We start from the raw sequence: 15,327 nt of genomic DNA on the forward strand, positions 1-15,327 counted from the left end.
GGTGAAAATGCTCACCCTTCATCAGGAAATTCGATTGCATTAATCAATATACAATGGTAAACTGCAACCATTCGCAACAAACTACAAGGAGCTTCTTAGTACCATGAAGAAAAAAATATGCGTTCTCTTGCTCGTCCTTTTACCAACTCTACTGTTTGCCCAAGGAAAGGCTGAGCAGCAGATGAATACAAGTGGGTATTACACGGCAACCGATGCCAACGGAAGAACCATTTCCCTATCAGAAAAACCAACCAAGGTCATGCTTGCCGGCAAAGCTGTCATCATGCCGGCAAATGCTCTTTTCCTGTTCCCTGAAATTGACCAAATGGACCTTTCCCTTCCCAGCACCGATCAGGGATTGGGAGATTTTTTCTCCCTTATCAGACCCTCTCTTGACGGAAAACCAAGATTAAGCCCCAATGCAAGTGCTGAGGAAATTGCAGCACAGAAACCCCAATTGGTACTGACCAAAGCCTCCAACTACAATAAGATTTGCAAACAACTGGATCAACTCGGCATTCCAAACTTCACAATGAATCTGGAAACCTATGATGACTGGAAAACTGAGATTCCCCAGCTAGGGAAACTCTTGAAAAATACAGCCAGGGCAGATCAGATTCTCAGCATGTACCAGCAACGTCTCGATGCCTTGGCAAAACCCTTGGAGAACCTTTCTTCTGAGCAGAAACCCAGGGTTTTACTTTTGCAAGGAGCTACTTCCGATAACGTTACTTCCTTCAAGATTGCACCTGATGACTGGATGCAAACCTGGATGGTCGAAAATGTTGGGGGAACCCCGGTCTGGAAGGGAGCCAATACGGCCGCCAATGGTTGGAGCACAGTTTCCTTTGAACAAATTGCCGCCTGGAATCCAGATAAGATTTATATTGCCAGTTACAAGACCCCAACAGAAGAATATATCAAGACAATATATGATTCTCCTATCTGGAAGAATCTCAAGGCAGTAAAAAACCATGAGGTGAAAGAGACTCCTGCTGATTTAATGAGCTACATGCAACCAGTCTCCACCTGGATACTGGGAATGCAATGGATGGCAAAGGATCTCCATCCCCAGCTTTTCAAAAACATGAAAATGGAGCAGGAACTCGTTTCCTTTTACAAGGATTTCTACGGAATTGCCAATCAAGGAATTCTTGATTCCTTGCTCACAGCCTATCGCAATTCCATTGCTCTCAATTAAGGTTATATGAATTCCACTGCAACCTATAAAAAGGAACAAAGGCACAACAGGTTCATCTTGTCGTGCCTTTGCATTCTCCTTGTTCTCTTGTCAGTGTTGTTTCTTTTTGCAGGACGTTATCCTAAGGGAGGCATCTCATTTCCCAAGAATCTGTCTACTGATCTTTTGATGCAAAACATCATTCTCAATGTCAGACTTCCCAGAATAATACTGGCACTTCTTGCTGGTGCAATTCTCAGTGCCGCAGGATTTACCTTCCAGATGCTCTTTTCAAATCCTCTCGTTGAACCCGGGTTTTTAGGCGTCAGCCAAGGTTCTGCCTTTGGTGCTGCGCTGATCATGGTAATTGGAAATGGCAGTTCAGCCTTGGTACAAGTCAGTGCCACAGTATTTGGTTTGACGGCTCTTCTACTTTCCTATTTTCTTGCAAAGAAGTTTCGTTTCGGGGGATGGTTGCTTCGATTGGTTCTTTCAGGCATTGCAGTCTCGGCCATTTTCTCCTCGGCTTTGGGAGTTGTCAAATTGGTTGCTGAACCAACCAAGGATCTTCAGGATATCACTTTTTGGATGATGGGCGGCCTTTGGAATTGCAACTGGAAACAGATTATTACCATAATGCCTATTGTACTTGTCTGCATCTTGGTCATCCTTCGATTCCGATGGAAGCTCAATTTACTTTCACTTCAGGAAAAAACCGCTTATTCAGTTGGGCTGAATCCCAATAGGGACAGGATTATTCTACTCTTGGTGGCTACCATCGGGACAACCCTTACCATATCCATTACCGGTCTCATCGGTTGGGTGGGACTTATAATGCCCCATCTTGCCAGAAAACTCTTTGGTTCCGATAGCAAGGTGGCCTTGCCCGGAGCTACCCTCATGGGCGCAATATTCCTGCTGCTTTGTGATACGGTAGGACGCAGTCTCCTTGCAACAGAGATTCCTATCGGCCTTTTGACCAGTTTCATAGGTGCAATCACCTTTATTATCATCCTCTCGTTGAAAAACCAGGAGGGTAAGGCATGACAGCAATCTCTTTGGACCATGTTTCATATACCTATTCCTCAGGCACCGAGGCAATCAAGGATTTTTCCCTCGAAATCGAAGAAGGAAGTACCGTAGCCCTGCTTGGTTCCAATGGTGCAGGGAAAAGCACCCTCATGGATATGATGCTATCCTGGAAAAAAGCCCAGGGAATAACAATCTTTGGCAAGGATATTTGCGACTATGGTAGAAAAGAATTAGGAAGAACCCTTGCATTGGTCCCCCAGAGCGAGAATTATAATTTCTCGTTTACGGTACTTGATTATACCCTGTTCGGACGGGCACCTTACCTTTCAGAACTGGGTTCCCCAGGATTCGAAGATATAGAAATTGCTTTCAATGCCCTTGAAACAGTAGGATTGCAGGACTTTGCAAAACGTTCGATTACTGCTCTTTCAGGAGGAGAACATCAGCTACTGCTACTGGCGCGTTCCATAGCCCAGCAAAGCAGGATATTGTTGTTGGATGAACCAACCAGCGCCCTGGATCCTGCGAATCGACGGAAGGTAATGGCAATCCTATGGAATTTGCACGAAAAAGGAAAAACCTTGGTCTTCTCCACCCATGATGCAAATCTTGCCCTTGAGCTGGCCACCCATGTAGCCATGCTTCGCAAGGGAAGTCTGCTTACCTTCGGTCAAAAGGAAAGGGTGGCCACCTCGGAACTGTTGACCACCCTTTATGATACTCCCCTTACAGTCTATTCAATCGAAGGGAAAACTTTTGTTTACTGATGAATCTTTTATAATTCCAATGGCACAAAGTCAAATTTCCTGACATCGAACAATCCCATATCAGTAAGCTTATAGGTAGGAATGACAGGAAGAGACATGAAACAAAGAGTCATGAAAGGATCAACCGTATCATTTACCGATAATTCTTCATGGGCAAGCGAGTGCAATTCTTCCAGCCTGGCAGCGACGGCCTTTCCCTTGAGTCCTGTCATGAGCCCCGCTATAGGAAGAGGGAGATCAGAAAGGATCTTCCCTTTTTTTACGAGAACCATGCCGCCACCAAGGGCAACCAAATGATTGACAGCCAGAACCATATCCTCATCATTATCTCCACAAACGATGATATTGTGGGAGTCATGAGCCACTGAAGTGGCAATTGCACCACCTTTCAGTCCATATCCCCTAAGGAGTGCCACTGCAACATTTCCTGTTCCATGATGCCTTTCAATGACAGCAAGTTTAAGAATATCCTGTTTGGCATCGTGCCGCCATTTTCCGTCTTTGACCGTCACATAGGCTTCACCGGCTCCGGTTACTACCCCGCCACTGATTATATCTATTACTCTTACCCAATCCGCCTTCAAGGGCAACACAAGGCGATCAACTGAAAAATTCTTCACCTGCATCTTGCCAGAGACCATACTGGCATCGCTTGGTCTTTGCTCCGTGATAATCTTTCCTCTTTCTGCAACCAACACACCTCCGACATATACCTGAGGCATCGAGAAGTCCTTGAGGTCATCATAAAGCAAAAAATCAGCACGCAAACCAGGGGCAATGGCTCCACGGTCATACAAGTGGTAGCACTCTGCACTGTTGATGGTTGCCATGCAAAGTGCCTCGATGGGATCAAGCCCACCTTCCACGGCAAGACGTACGTTATTATTGATATGACCTTCCTTGAGGATACTTTTGGGTTGCCGATCATCAGTGCAGAAAAGGCAACGTCGACTGTTATCCGAAGTTACCCCTTTTAGCAATCCCAATACATTGCAACAGGCAGAACCTTGGCGAAGCATGACATACATACCCCTTCTTACACGTTGTTTCAACTCTTCAGGGGTCTCACATTCATGATCAGTATGAATCGATGCAGCGCTATAGGCATCAAGATCCTTTCCTTCGATAGCCGGGCTATGGCCGTCTATCAGTTTTCCAGCCAACTTGGCTTCCCATATTTTATCCAAAATCATCGGAGAAGCTGCGATTACTCCTGGATAATCCATCATTTCCCCCAACCCAAGAACCCGTTCATTACGCAACCCTTTTGCCAGTTCAGGAGCAAGCAGGATGGCTCCGCTATGTTCAAAAGGTGTCGCAGGAACACAGGAAGGAACCATGAAAAAAGCCTGTAGGGCAGTATTCTTGGAATCTTCAAGCATATAGTCCAGGCCAGCAAGACCACAGACATTGCATATTTCATGAGGATCGGCAATTACGGTCGTAGTGCCGCAGGGAACCACCAGATTTGAAAATTCTGCAGGACTGCAGTGGGAGGATTCTATGTGGACATGACTGTCAATAAAACCCGGCACCAAATATTTTCCCTTTGCCACGACTATTTGCTTGGCCGTCCCCTCTCCTTTTTCGCAGAATCCGCAGATCACTCCTTGGCTTATCAGTACATCAGTTTCAAACCATTCCTTATTATATACGTCAAGGACCAAAGATCCGGAAATACAGAAATCAGCTTCGACTCGTCCTGAAGCTACATCTATTACATTTTTCAAACTAGCTTTATCACGCATAAGACCTCCACAACGGCAACAAACCGCAACACTTTAGTGTAGTGTATCATCAGGAAGAAATAGTTCAAGCAAAAAACAAATAAATCTGGTTCCTATCATTCAAAAATGAATGACTTGCAACAATTTCAGATAATTCAAAGGAATTACTTTTTAATATTCTGATATATATAGCAGAAATAAACATTTTTTTTTCATTTATTATATATTTTTTTAACACATATTTGGTTAATGATAAATACAAAAATTTTTCTGTACTTGAGCCAACTGTTGTATTAGAATAATGCATATAAATCATCATCTGCAAGGAGTGCATAGATGGAAAAATTTTTTAAGCTCAAAGAAAGACACACAAATGTCAAGACGGAAATCATGGCGGGCGTCACAACCTTCCTGACAATGGCCTACATTCTTGCTGTCAACCCAGGAATCCTTTCCCAAGCTGGAATGGACTTCTCAAAGGTATTCGCCGCTACGGCAATTGCATCGGCGATCGCTACTTTGGTCATGTCCCTTTTGGCAAACCTTCCGTTTGCCCTTGCTCCGGGAATGGGCCTGAACGCTTTTTTGACCTACACCGTAGTAATGGGAATGGGATACAGCTGGCAATTCGCTTTGACAGCCGTATTTGTTGAAGGTATCATCTTCCTTATCTTGACCGCCGTCAACATCAGGGAAGCTATCGTAAACAGCATTCCGGCAAACCTAAAGAAGGCCATAGGGGTTGGGATAGGACTTTTCATTGCTTTTATCGGTATGCAGAATGCCGGTATCATCATTGGAGGATCCACCTTGGTCGGACTGAGTCCCACTTGGTTTACCGGTCCTGCAGGCTTGGCAATGCTCGGACTGATAATCACTGGTGTTCTTATGGCATTCAAGGTAAATGGAGCTCTCTTGATTGGTATCATCGCCACCACGATCATTGGTATTCCCTTTGGAATTACACAATATGCCGGTGGGTCCTATGTTCCTCCTACACCTTATTTCTTCCCGTTTGATTTCTCCCAGATTGCATCCCTCGATTTCGTAGTCGTCGTATTCACCTTCCTGTTTGTCGATATGTTCGACACCGTAGGAACCCTCATCGGTTGTGCTACCAAAGCTGATATGATTCAACCTGATGGATCAATTCCAAACTGTAAGGAAGCTTTGTTCGCTGATGCAATCGGAACCACCGTTGGTGCTGTTCTCGGAACTTCTACGGTCACCACCTTCGTTGAATCATCCGCTGGTGTCGTTGAAGGCGGCCGTACTGGTTTGACTTCCTTGACCGTTGCCATTCTCTTTTTGGTATCGTTGTTCTTTGCACCCTTGTTTGAATCAATTCCAAGTGCAGCAACTGCTCCTGCCTTGATCATCGTCGGTGTCTTGATGATGACTCCTGTCAAGGATATTGAATGGGGAGATATCACCGAAGCTCTTCCGAGTTTCCTGTGTATCATCTTCATGGTAGTTGCCTATAGCATTGCCGATGGTATCATGTTTGGTATCATTTCCTATGTACTCATGAAACTCTTTAGCAAGAAGAACAAAGAAATCACCCCAATGACCTGGGTTGTCTTTGGCCTTTTCGTTATAAAGATTATTTTTGGTGCTCTATAACTAATTTTTGATTCTGTTCATTAAGGATTCACTGCGGTGGGTCCTTATTTTTTTCAGTTTGAATTCTTCCTTATTCCTTAGTATATTTGTGCCGTGGAGGAACTATCATGGATAATGATCAACCGTATTCAGAACAACCACAATATGGGCAAAGACAAGATAATAGTAGCCTCATCGCCCTTATAATGGGAATCCTTTCTCTTGTATGTGGTCTTTCAGGGATTGCTTCATTGGCAGGGACTGTCATGGGTATCATAGGAATTGTCCAAGGAAACAAGAATCGAAGATATGATCCCCAAGCCAAGGCGGGGTTTACCATGAGCATCATAGGACTGGTACTGAGTTCTCTCATATTCATTGCATTCATTGCATTTTCATTGCTTTCTTCGGACTCTTCGCAAGTATGGCGCATGCAATGTTCTGGCCCGCGTTTTTCATGTATTTGTAGTAGAAAAAAGGGAACCCTCGCAAGTTTCTCTCCTGCGACAGTTCCCTTCATTGTTTCCAGAATGATTCTTATAGGTTCTTTATCGTTACCCTTACGCCATTTTTCTGGATGGATTCCAAGTTGACAAGAACTTCTTTATATAATCCTTCAATTTCGGTAAGATCTCTCTGCCACAAGGTCTTGCTTGACAGCACATTGCGAACAAGTTTGGCCAAATCCTTTTCTTTCCAGGCTTCCTCAAAGAATGCAAGGTTCTCCGCATTGTCCTTGACAGAATAGGTGTCGCCATTTTCCCTTATTCCATAATACCCTTCTTCATTGTGCTTCACATCATAGAACTTGATGAGAGCAGCAAGGGAGAATGTAAGGTGGGAAGGAAGCTTTTTCTCGATAGATAAATAGTCTTCCAGACTAGGCAGACATCTTGCCACGAACTTTGAAACCGAGTTAAGGGAAATATCAAGCAACCGATGGTTGATAAACGGGTTTCCGAAACGCTCGAACACGGCACTGGCAAACTGGGCAAGCTCATCCTTCGGCAATTTGATTGTAGGAATTACCTCGCTGAAAATCAGATCCTTGAGATAAGCCTCAAAGTCCTCATCCTTTACAAATTGACCTACATATTCATAGCCACTGAGATAGGCGGCAAGAACAGTAGAGGTATGGGCACCATTAAGGATCCTGACCTTACGCATCTTGTAGGGTTTCACGTCATCGGTCCAGATGACATTGGCCTGGGTCTTGGCAATCGGGAACATATCACTATATTTCTTGTTTGCCTCGATGACCCAAAGATTGAAAACCTCACTGGTGTCGATCATGTCATCCTTGTAACCAAATTTCTCTTCATATTCCGCGGCTTCATTTCTGGGATACCCGGTAACAATGCGGTCAACCAAGGTATTGGCAAAGGTACAGGAAGAATCGAGCCATTTGGTAAAGCCATCACCAAGATTCCATTCCTTTGCATATTGGTATACGATCCTTTTCAATACAGGACCGTTGTCTTCGATAAGTTCGACAGGAAGCAGAAGGATACCCAGGGCAGGATCCCCGTTGAAATGCTTGTAACGGGTATACAAGAAGGAACAAATCTTTGCAGGGTAGGACGTAGGAGGCCTATCATCAAGCTTATCGCCTTCACCATAGGAAATGCCTGCCTCCGTGGTATTGGAAACGATAACTTTCAAGTCCTTGCTCTTGGCAAGGGCAATATAGGAATCATACTCCTCATACGGATTGACACCCCTGGAGACAGAAGTAATGACCTTTACGTTCTCAGTCTTCTTTCCCTTCTCCAAGCCCCTCATGACCAAGGTATACACGTTGTCCTGAGCATTGAGCCTTGCAACCATTCCCTGGGCAATAGGCTGGCAAAGTACGATACTACCACCAAAGAGACCTTCGTCATTTGCCTCATCGATCATCCAATCAACAAAGGCCCTAAGAAAATTCCCTTCTCCAAACTGAAGCACCTTTTCAGGATACTTTCCGTTTTTCTTTTCCACTACTTCATTAATCTTTTTCATGTATTTTCCTTTCTAAAACTTAATCAATATCATAAAATCCATGCGTAACATTGTTGCCTAAGATCATAAGACAAACATTACCGATTGGAATAGAATAGACTTTGATCATATCCTTTTCAATAGGGTCCTTTCTTTCTGGAGGTATATCCATGGATTTTTTCCTATATCACAATGATCGGCAATAGACAATGATTACAGTAATTCACTCGCTTAAAAATCATTCTTCTGACAAACTACATGGGTCGCGTCAAGTTTAGTTTGCAATTTCAAAATCGAAGGGGCTTGAAAGTTCCTCCATCTGATGATCATGCCGCGTGTCTCAGCCGCCGCTGTTCCTCTATTGCCTCTGCTTTCAGGTAACACCTGTTGCTCTGGTTGTCGTCCTCATATTCCATCAGATAGCAGACCAACAACCTCAGGTAGGACCCGGCACTGGGGAAGACCCCCACCACACGGCTTCTCCTGCGGATCTCGGCATTGGCCCTCTCCGTGCCATTGTTGGATGCGATCTTCCGGGAATCCAGCAACGGGTAGTCGTAGAACTGCAGCGAATCCTCAAGCCCTCCCATCAGGCATTCGATGGCCTGGGGGAACGTGTCCCCGTATTCGGCCTCGATCGCCCTGGCATAGGAAATGGCATGCTGCTTGTCCGGCTGCTGCCATATCTGCTTCAGCTGCCTGGCGAAGTCCTCCTTCGCCTTCTGTCCGACGTGGGCGAGGATGTTGCGCATGAAATGCACCTTGCACCGTTGCCAGGAGGCCCCGAGGAAACACTTGCGGATTGCCGCCTGCAACCCGGGATGGGCGTCGGAGACAACCAGCCATACCTTTTGCAGGCCACGTTCCCTGAGCTTGTCGAACAGCTGTGAATAAGAGGCCTCTGATTCCCCATACATGGGCTCCACGGCGATCATATGCACCACACCGTGCAAATCGACTGCCCTGACCACCAATACTGCGGCATTGATCACCTTGCCGTCGTCCCTGATTTTCTCATAGAGCGCATCCACCCAGAGCACCGGGTATTCCTCTTCCCGTGGCCTGTTGCGGAACTCCGTCACCTGGCTGTCCAGCTCACCGGTGATGTTGCTTACCTGAGTGGCACTGATGCCCTCGATCCCGATGGCCTTGGCAAGGCGATCTATCTTCCTGGTGGAGACCCCGTTGGTCCAGGCTTCCTGGATGACATTGATCAGTGCCTGTTCACTCCGTTTCTTCTCGGTCACGAAAAAGGGGACATACCCCCCGTTGCGGAGCTTCGGGACCAGCATGTACAGTGTCCCAAGCCTGGTATCGAAACGACGGGGGCGGTATCCGCTGCGATAGGCCTGCCGTTCCTTCTCGTGGGTACCCTTGGATGCGTTGCACTTCTGCTCCACCTCAAGTTCCATCATCTGATTGGTCATCCACTGGATCATTGCCAGCAAAGGATCCTCTGCATCCTCGAATTCCAGTAGTTTCATTGCAAAAAACGTGCTATCATTGGTCTCGGTCATTGGGTAAGTCCCTCCTGTTGGTGTCGTTATCAAACAGTATGGAACTCCCAGTGACCTTTTTCAACTCCAAATTGCAAACTTGATTTTACACTACCAACTACATGCCCAGAATCATACAAATGGAGAGAATTAATAATTCAACATACCTTCCAGAGTTCGGCAAAGCATTTTCCATTCTTTCTGGATAACACTTACGGCAACAGTCTCTTCCGTTGTATGGGCTCCAGTGATTTTCGTACCTGAACAAACTATATCAGCATCAGGAAAATGCCTAAAGAAATTTCCGCATTCATTTCCACCATGAGAAATCTCTACTAAAATGTCCTTTCCATATTCCTGGTTATAAATTTCATTGATCAAATTGCTCAATCGACTTGCCGGTTTATATTCCCACTCAGGCGCCTCTGACAGAACGGTCACCGTTGCATTTGCAAGTTTTGCCAATTGCTTCACTTTGATAAGGTAATGTTGTTTTCCGCTATCATAACGTGCCCGACACATTGTATGAATTTCAATAGTACCAGATTTTGTATGAACCACACCCATATTGGCACTAAGCTCTGCAAGATTCTTCACATCCTTACTCGTGGATAACAATCCATTCGGAAAAACATTTATCAGACTAAGGAATTTCTCGGTATCCTCATCACTCATCGGAGATTCTTCACAAGAAACCAATTCCTCGGTAGAAAGAGTTATTCCATCGTCCTTCATTGCATATTCCTTTTGTAAAAGCTTTTCATATTCTGAAATAAGCTGAATGCATTCAGGAATTTTTTGGTTTGGCAGGGAAACCACACAAGTACTTGCCCTGGTGATGGCATTATCCAACAACCCTCCATCGAAAGAAACCAAACCAAAGGGAATAACTTCAAAGATCCTGGAAAGCACTCTTGCAAGGAGGGCATTGGCATTTCCACCTTCCTGTATTGCCATAAGACCTGCATGACCTCCTTGCAATCCAGATACCGTAATGGAACAAACTCCGCGGTCCAACACAAGGGGGATTCGTTCAAAAGAAAAGGAAGTACAAGAAACAAGGGTTCCGGCACAACCGACCACAATCCCTTCATCACTGCAATCAAGATTCAATATCACCCTACCCTTGATCCTATCAAAGTCAAGATTCTTGATCCCCGTCATCCCTGCTTCTTCATTGGACGTCAAGACAACCTCCAGTTGAGGATGTTTCAAGTTTGTAGACTCCAAGACGCTCAAGGCAAAAGCAACTCCCGTTCCATCATCAGCACCCAAGGTCGTATCCTTCGCATAGATAGAATCGCCCTTGCGCAAGACTTCAATGGGATCCCTTTCAAAATCATGAGTACTATCTGGTTTTCTCTGGCAAACCATATCCAAATGTGCTTGCAATACAACAATGGGAACATTTTCATAGCCCTTTGTAGCAGGCTTTTTAATTATCAAGTTATGAAACTCATCTTGATATGTTTCCAATCCAAGGTTTAGGCAAAATTCTTTTGCATAGTCACTGATGGCCTTTTCATTCCATGAACCGTGCGGAATATAGCAGAGTTGGTCAAAAATCTCAAAAACACGTCTTGGCTGCAACCCTTCTAAATATTTTGAATACATATATCCCATCCTCATTATTTATTATGATGCTTTCTTATTACTGACCGAATGCATTACCAGAGCTATGGTGATAACAGCGTAACATGCAAAAACCCTGAAATATTCACCCATCTGTGCATTTCCAAAAAGTTTCATTCCGGCAATCGGAGAGATGATAAACATAGTATGAAACAATAATGCACCCAAAAAAGCTTGTCGTATGGTCGCCTTATTGATTGAAGCACCTCCAACCAACAAAGCAGCTATAGCAAAGGTCCCAACATTTTCATGTGCATTATATGTCGCAAAATTGCCAATCTCCTGAATGAATATTATTTGGCCCAAGGCTGCCAGCACAGTACTGATTACGACGGCCTTGATCCTTATCTTATCTACATTTATTCCCATTGACGCAGCGACATATCTATTTTGTCCAACAGCATTGATATCACTACCAATTTTAGTTTTCGAGAAATACGTAATGTAGAGACATACGGCCAATATTATCAATCCTGTAACCACTGGAATATCCGTAAAATTCAATACCATGAAAAACTTTCTTGAAAAAGCAAGAAACAAGAAATATAAAACTGTGACAGCCAAACTGAAGAAGAATAATCCCTGTTTCTGCCATTCAAATTTTCCTAGAACCTTTTTCTTTGCCAGGATAATCCTTACAAGCAGGTAGATATCAACTAAAATTATTGCAATCAAAATGAATTCATTCAAGGGCATCAACCAAATGTTATTTATTGCACTTTTACTGGAGACATCCAGGGAAATGGGAGTAGTCAATCCAATGCCATTGGTTAGAAGCAAAGTTTTATTCTTGATAGGTATCACAGGACCACATAAGAACATGAAAACCAGATCAAAGAGACCTTTGGCAAAAAAACCAAGGATCATACCAGTTATCATTTCCTGACCTTTTGTCAAATTAAACAAACGTCCGGTTAAATAACCAAATAGGATAGCCAAGGGAATACTGATTCCAAAGCTTACGAAAATTCCCAAAACTCCGGTTATAAAAAAGTTTTTTGCGAATATCAAGCCAATCTCGGCTGCCATGGCCCCAAGAACGATACTGAAATTCAAACCCATTCCTGCCCAGACAGGTATTAACAGGGACAATATCAAAATCGAATTACGAAACAACCGGGTTACAATCTCTCCGACCAAATAGGCAGCGGTTTGTTTTGCCAAGATTACTTCCGCAATACAAATAACACTGAACAGTATTAATACCAAATTATTAGAAATCAGGCTCATTATTTTTGTTTTATTGGTATTCATTTCTATCGATCCTTATTCTTCATTTGAGAAAGAGCATATAAAATAATACCGTTGCTAACTATAGTACGGACTACTTCCGATATATTCCCTTCAGGTATCAAACTGTTTGCTACAGGAACTGCTATTGCCAGAAGACTTTGGAACATTATAGTACCGAGCACTACATTAAAGATTGAAATCTTATTCGTAGTGGCTCCACCTATCAATACAGCTGCAACTGCGGGGAAAGCCATCATCAAAGGGGCATTATACAGCTGATAGAAACTAAAGCCCTGTGCATATATTATTATACCAATGCCACCAAGAACGGTTGATAGAATTACGCTGAGAGTACGCATCCTATTTACATCCACACCATTTGCGATCGCATATTTAGGATTTGAACCTGCACCAATCATCATCAATCCAAGCCTGCTTTTTTTGAACACCCACATCAGCACACAAAAGAAGGCGGCAAACAATAACAGACCAGTAGGAATTTCAATTCCAAATATCGAAAAGGACCATAGATTATTCAAGATCCTATCATACCAAGCGTCAAGAGTAATGGTTGTCCTGATTCCCTTGCCCATGGGCCAGACAATTCCTGGATTATCAAAAGGCAAGACAAGCCAAACCAAGCACATGAGGGCAACAATTGAGAATCCGGTATAGGTAGATACCATCATCTCATTTCCCCGCACTCTATTCAGCAGCAAACTATAACAATAACCAGCGATTATACTCATGGGAATTGAACAGATAATTGCGAAAAACAATCCTGAAAATCCCACAATATTATATTGCAAGCTAATCATACCTGCGAGCAAACCACATTCAATACCAATAGGCAACGCAAAATTCATACCTGTACCAGCCATGATTCCGGGCATCATGGCCAAAGATAAAATCAGATTTATGCCAATACGGACCAAGCATTGAGAAATTGTAAGTCCTACTGGAATATCCTTTATAGCCATCAGAATATTCAGCAACAACAAGAAACAAAGGATGATGATCCGGGGAAGTCCGAAGTTTTTGATTACCCCTGTCATTTTTTCTATATTTTTATTATGCATCTATTTTTTCCCCTGACATAAGCAATGCAAAATCGACATCCAATGCATCAGGAGGCAATATACCTTGAACAGCACCATCAGTTATAATTGCAACTCGATCACATACAGAACGGAGTTCATTCAATTCAGAAGAAGTCATTACAATGGTAATACCTTTCTCTTTATTTATTTCTACCAGATAATCCAACAAAATTTGCTTTGCACCAATATCTATACCCCTTGTGGGTTCTGATACAAACAATACCTCTGGATCGGTCAAAAGGGCCCGTGCAATACAGACCTTTTGTTGATTGCCCCCAGAGAGGGCTCCAACCAATTGTGTGGGACCTGTGCATCGGATATCCAGTTTTTTTATCATTTCATTCGCAATTCTATTTGCTTCCTTCCCGTCATAAATGGAGAAAAAACCAATTTTTCTCAAACATACATGGTTGAGCTGCATCTGGGTAAATACTATATTCATTGCAATACTTTGATCCAATAAGAGACCGACGCCTTTCCTATCCTCAGAGACAAAGGCAATTTTTTTTGTCAGGGCTCCTCCAATCGTCTGGTTCGACAATTCTTTCCCGTTGAAATTGACCACTCCACTTGTTGGATACATTCCGAAGACTCCGTTGGAAATGCTGGCTTTTCCTTGTCCTGCCAAGCCCCCTATACCGAGTATTTCTCCCCTACGCACATTCAGGTTTACCTTCTTGGTCATCTCACCGGGCATCATTACCCCAAAATCAACGAATTCCAGAATCGTATCCTTTTCATTGAAAGAACGGTTTTTATTTAGTATTCCCTCAGCATTGAGGTTCCTGCCTACCATGGTCTCCGCAATTTCCTTCTTTGTTGTTTTTGCCGTAGGCTTATCAAAAACCAAAGAGCCATCGCGCAAGATGACCGTCCTATCAGATAAATTCATTATCTCTTCCAACCTATGGCTGATAAAAATAATTGCAATATCCTCTTTGGCGATTTTTTTGATGCATTCGATGAATCGGACAGCTTCCGTTTCCGTCAGTACTGCCGTAGGCTCGTCCAGTACCAGTAATTTTAAATTTGTCTTATTTATTTCTCGGGCTATTTCAATAAATTGCTTATATCCGACAGAAACATTGCGTACCAAAGTTTCTGGATCGACATCCATCCCCAATTTTTCCAATGATTGGAGAGAACTCCGATTGATTTTCTCTTTATCGATCAGTTCATAATCCTTGCCAAAAACTTTACTAATCGGAGTGGTTTTTATCTCTTCACGGTTCAATTTTATATTTTTCCCGATTGAAAATCCGGGAATCAACATAAATTCCTGATGAACCATGCCAATACCATAAGCCATTGCGTCTTTCGGTGATTTAATATCAATCACATTTCCATCCAAGGTAATCGTTCCCTCATAACCTCCGGTAGAACGGATGACATCCATCCCGAAAAGGATGTTCATCAAGGTAGATTTCCCTGCTCCATTTTCTCCTGCAAGAGCAACTATTTCTCCTGAGGAAATAGAAAAGTTAATTCCAGAAAGAACTTCATTTCCTGAAAATGTTTTTTTTATATTTTTAAACTGGAGCAATGGATTTTTTGGCATCATTTTCCTTCTTCGGCAAT

General features: G+C 43.4%; 12 protein-coding genes. 5 read left to right on the forward strand and 7 right to left on the reverse strand.

What is annotated here, in order from left to right:
• Positions 1 to 103: 103 nt before the first annotated feature.
• From ACHZBG_RS16610 to ACHZBG_RS16620, 3 genes are read left to right on the forward strand one after another with little or no spacing between them, the layout of a single operon-like run.
• Positions 104 to 1,201 carry an ABC transporter substrate-binding protein gene (locus ACHZBG_RS16610; RefSeq protein WP_320130581.1) on the forward strand — a complete coding sequence of 366 codons (1,098 nt, stop codon included), beginning with the start codon at positions 104 to 106 and terminating at the stop codon, positions 1,199 to 1,201.
• A 6-nt stretch (positions 1,202 to 1,207) separates the two neighbouring features.
• Positions 1,208 to 2,227: an iron ABC transporter permease gene (locus ACHZBG_RS16615; RefSeq protein WP_320130582.1), complete on the forward strand. Its 1,020-nt coding sequence runs from the start codon at positions 1,208 to 1,210 to the stop codon at positions 2,225 to 2,227.
• Complete coding sequence (locus tag ACHZBG_RS16620; protein WP_320130583.1) at positions 2,224 to 2,979, forward strand: ABC transporter ATP-binding protein; 756 nt, start codon at positions 2,224 to 2,226, stop codon at positions 2,977 to 2,979. The genes ACHZBG_RS16615 and ACHZBG_RS16620 overlap by 4 nt, the downstream gene beginning before the upstream one ends.
• A gap of 8 nt (positions 2,980 to 2,987) precedes the next feature.
• Here the strand turns inward: ACHZBG_RS16620 and ade are convergent, their stop codons facing one another.
• Positions 2,988 to 4,727, reverse strand: a complete 1,740-nt coding sequence (ade, locus tag ACHZBG_RS16625) for an adenine deaminase (RefSeq protein WP_320130584.1) — start codon at positions 4,725 to 4,727, stop codon at positions 2,988 to 2,990.
• Positions 4,728 to 5,042: 315 nt separating this feature from the next.
• On the opposite strand from ade, the gene ACHZBG_RS16630 reads away from it, so the two are divergent.
• Both ACHZBG_RS16630 and ACHZBG_RS16635 read left to right on the forward strand, forming a co-directional pair.
• Positions 5,043 to 6,329: an NCS2 family permease gene (locus ACHZBG_RS16630; RefSeq protein WP_320130585.1), complete on the forward strand. Its 1,287-nt coding sequence runs from the start codon at positions 5,043 to 5,045 to the stop codon at positions 6,327 to 6,329.
• Positions 6,330 to 6,436: 107 nt separating this feature from the next.
• Complete coding sequence (locus ACHZBG_RS16635; protein WP_320130586.1) at positions 6,437 to 6,901, forward strand: DUF4190 domain-containing protein; 465 nt, start codon at positions 6,437 to 6,439, stop codon at positions 6,899 to 6,901.
• Here the strand turns inward: ACHZBG_RS16635 and ACHZBG_RS16640 are convergent.
• From ACHZBG_RS16640 to ACHZBG_RS16665, 6 genes are all read right to left on the reverse strand, one after another.
• Positions 6,846 to 8,309, reverse strand: coding sequence for a tagaturonate reductase (locus ACHZBG_RS16640; RefSeq protein WP_320130587.1), 1,464 nt, complete (start codon positions 8,307 to 8,309; stop codon positions 6,846 to 6,848). The genes ACHZBG_RS16635 and ACHZBG_RS16640 overlap by 56 nt on opposite strands.
• A gap of 305 nt (positions 8,310 to 8,614) precedes the next feature.
• Positions 8,615 to 9,805, reverse strand: a complete 1,191-nt coding sequence (locus tag ACHZBG_RS16645) for an IS256 family transposase (RefSeq protein WP_320130588.1) — start codon at positions 9,803 to 9,805, stop codon at positions 8,615 to 8,617.
• Positions 9,806 to 9,934: 129 nt separating this feature from the next.
• Entirely contained in the window at positions 9,935 to 11,398 is a 1,464-nt protein-coding gene (pepD, locus tag ACHZBG_RS16650) for a beta-Ala-His dipeptidase (protein ID WP_320130589.1), read from the reverse strand.
• Positions 11,399 to 11,419: 21 nt separating this feature from the next.
• Complete coding sequence (locus ACHZBG_RS16655) at positions 11,420 to 12,670, reverse strand: ABC transporter permease (protein ID WP_320130590.1); 1,251 nt, start codon at positions 12,668 to 12,670, stop codon at positions 11,420 to 11,422.
• A gap of 2 nt (positions 12,671 to 12,672) precedes the next feature.
• Positions 12,673 to 13,728: an ABC transporter permease gene (locus ACHZBG_RS16660; RefSeq protein ID WP_320130591.1), complete on the reverse strand. Its 1,056-nt coding sequence runs from the start codon at positions 13,726 to 13,728 to the stop codon at positions 12,673 to 12,675.
• On the reverse strand, positions 13,721 to 15,310 hold the full coding sequence (locus tag ACHZBG_RS16665) for a sugar ABC transporter ATP-binding protein (RefSeq protein ID WP_320130592.1): 1,590 nt from the start codon (positions 15,308 to 15,310) through the stop codon (positions 13,721 to 13,723). The genes ACHZBG_RS16660 and ACHZBG_RS16665 overlap by 8 nt, the downstream gene beginning before the upstream one ends.
• Positions 15,311 to 15,327: the final 17 nt, after the last annotated feature.

It is taken from the genome of uncultured Sphaerochaeta sp. (assembly GCF_963676625.2).
Classification (GTDB): domain Bacteria; phylum Spirochaetota; class Spirochaetia; order Sphaerochaetales; family Sphaerochaetaceae; genus Sphaerochaeta.

What these genes read in the sequence shown, in the direction of transcription:
- ACHZBG_RS16610 (WP_320130581.1), top strand. Translation starts at nt 104, where the DNA reads ATGAAGAAAAAAATATGCGTTCTCTTGCTCGTCCTTTTACCAACTCTA.
- ACHZBG_RS16615 (WP_320130582.1), top strand. Translation starts at nt 1,208, where the DNA reads ATGAATTCCACTGCAACCTATAAAAAGGAACAAAGGCACAACAGGTTC.
- ACHZBG_RS16620 (WP_320130583.1), top strand. Translation starts at nt 2,224, where the DNA reads ATGACAGCAATCTCTTTGGACCATGTTTCATATACCTATTCCTCAGGC.
- ade (WP_320130584.1), bottom strand. Translation starts at nt 4,727, where the DNA reads ATGCGTGATAAAGCTAGTTTGAAAAATGTAATAGATGTAGCTTCAGGA.
- ACHZBG_RS16630 (WP_320130585.1), top strand. Translation starts at nt 5,043, where the DNA reads ATGGAAAAATTTTTTAAGCTCAAAGAAAGACACACAAATGTCAAGACG.
- ACHZBG_RS16635 (WP_320130586.1), top strand. Translation starts at nt 6,437, where the DNA reads ATGGATAATGATCAACCGTATTCAGAACAACCACAATATGGGCAAAGA.
- ACHZBG_RS16640 (WP_320130587.1), bottom strand. Translation starts at nt 8,309, where the DNA reads ATGAAAAAGATTAATGAAGTAGTGGAAAAGAAAAACGGAAAGTATCCT.
- ACHZBG_RS16645 (WP_320130588.1), bottom strand. Translation starts at nt 9,805, where the DNA reads ATGACCGAGACCAATGATAGCACGTTTTTTGCAATGAAACTACTGGAA.
- pepD (WP_320130589.1), bottom strand. Translation starts at nt 11,398, where the DNA reads ATGTATTCAAAATATTTAGAAGGGTTGCAGCCAAGACGTGTTTTTGAG.
- ACHZBG_RS16655 (WP_320130590.1), bottom strand. Translation starts at nt 12,670, where the DNA reads ATGAATACCAATAAAACAAAAATAATGAGCCTGATTTCTAATAATTTG.
- ACHZBG_RS16660 (WP_320130591.1), bottom strand. Translation starts at nt 13,728, where the DNA reads ATGCATAATAAAAATATAGAAAAAATGACAGGGGTAATCAAAAACTTC.
- ACHZBG_RS16665 (WP_320130592.1), bottom strand. Translation starts at nt 15,310, where the DNA reads ATGATGCCAAAAAATCCATTGCTCCAGTTTAAAAATATAAAAAAAACA.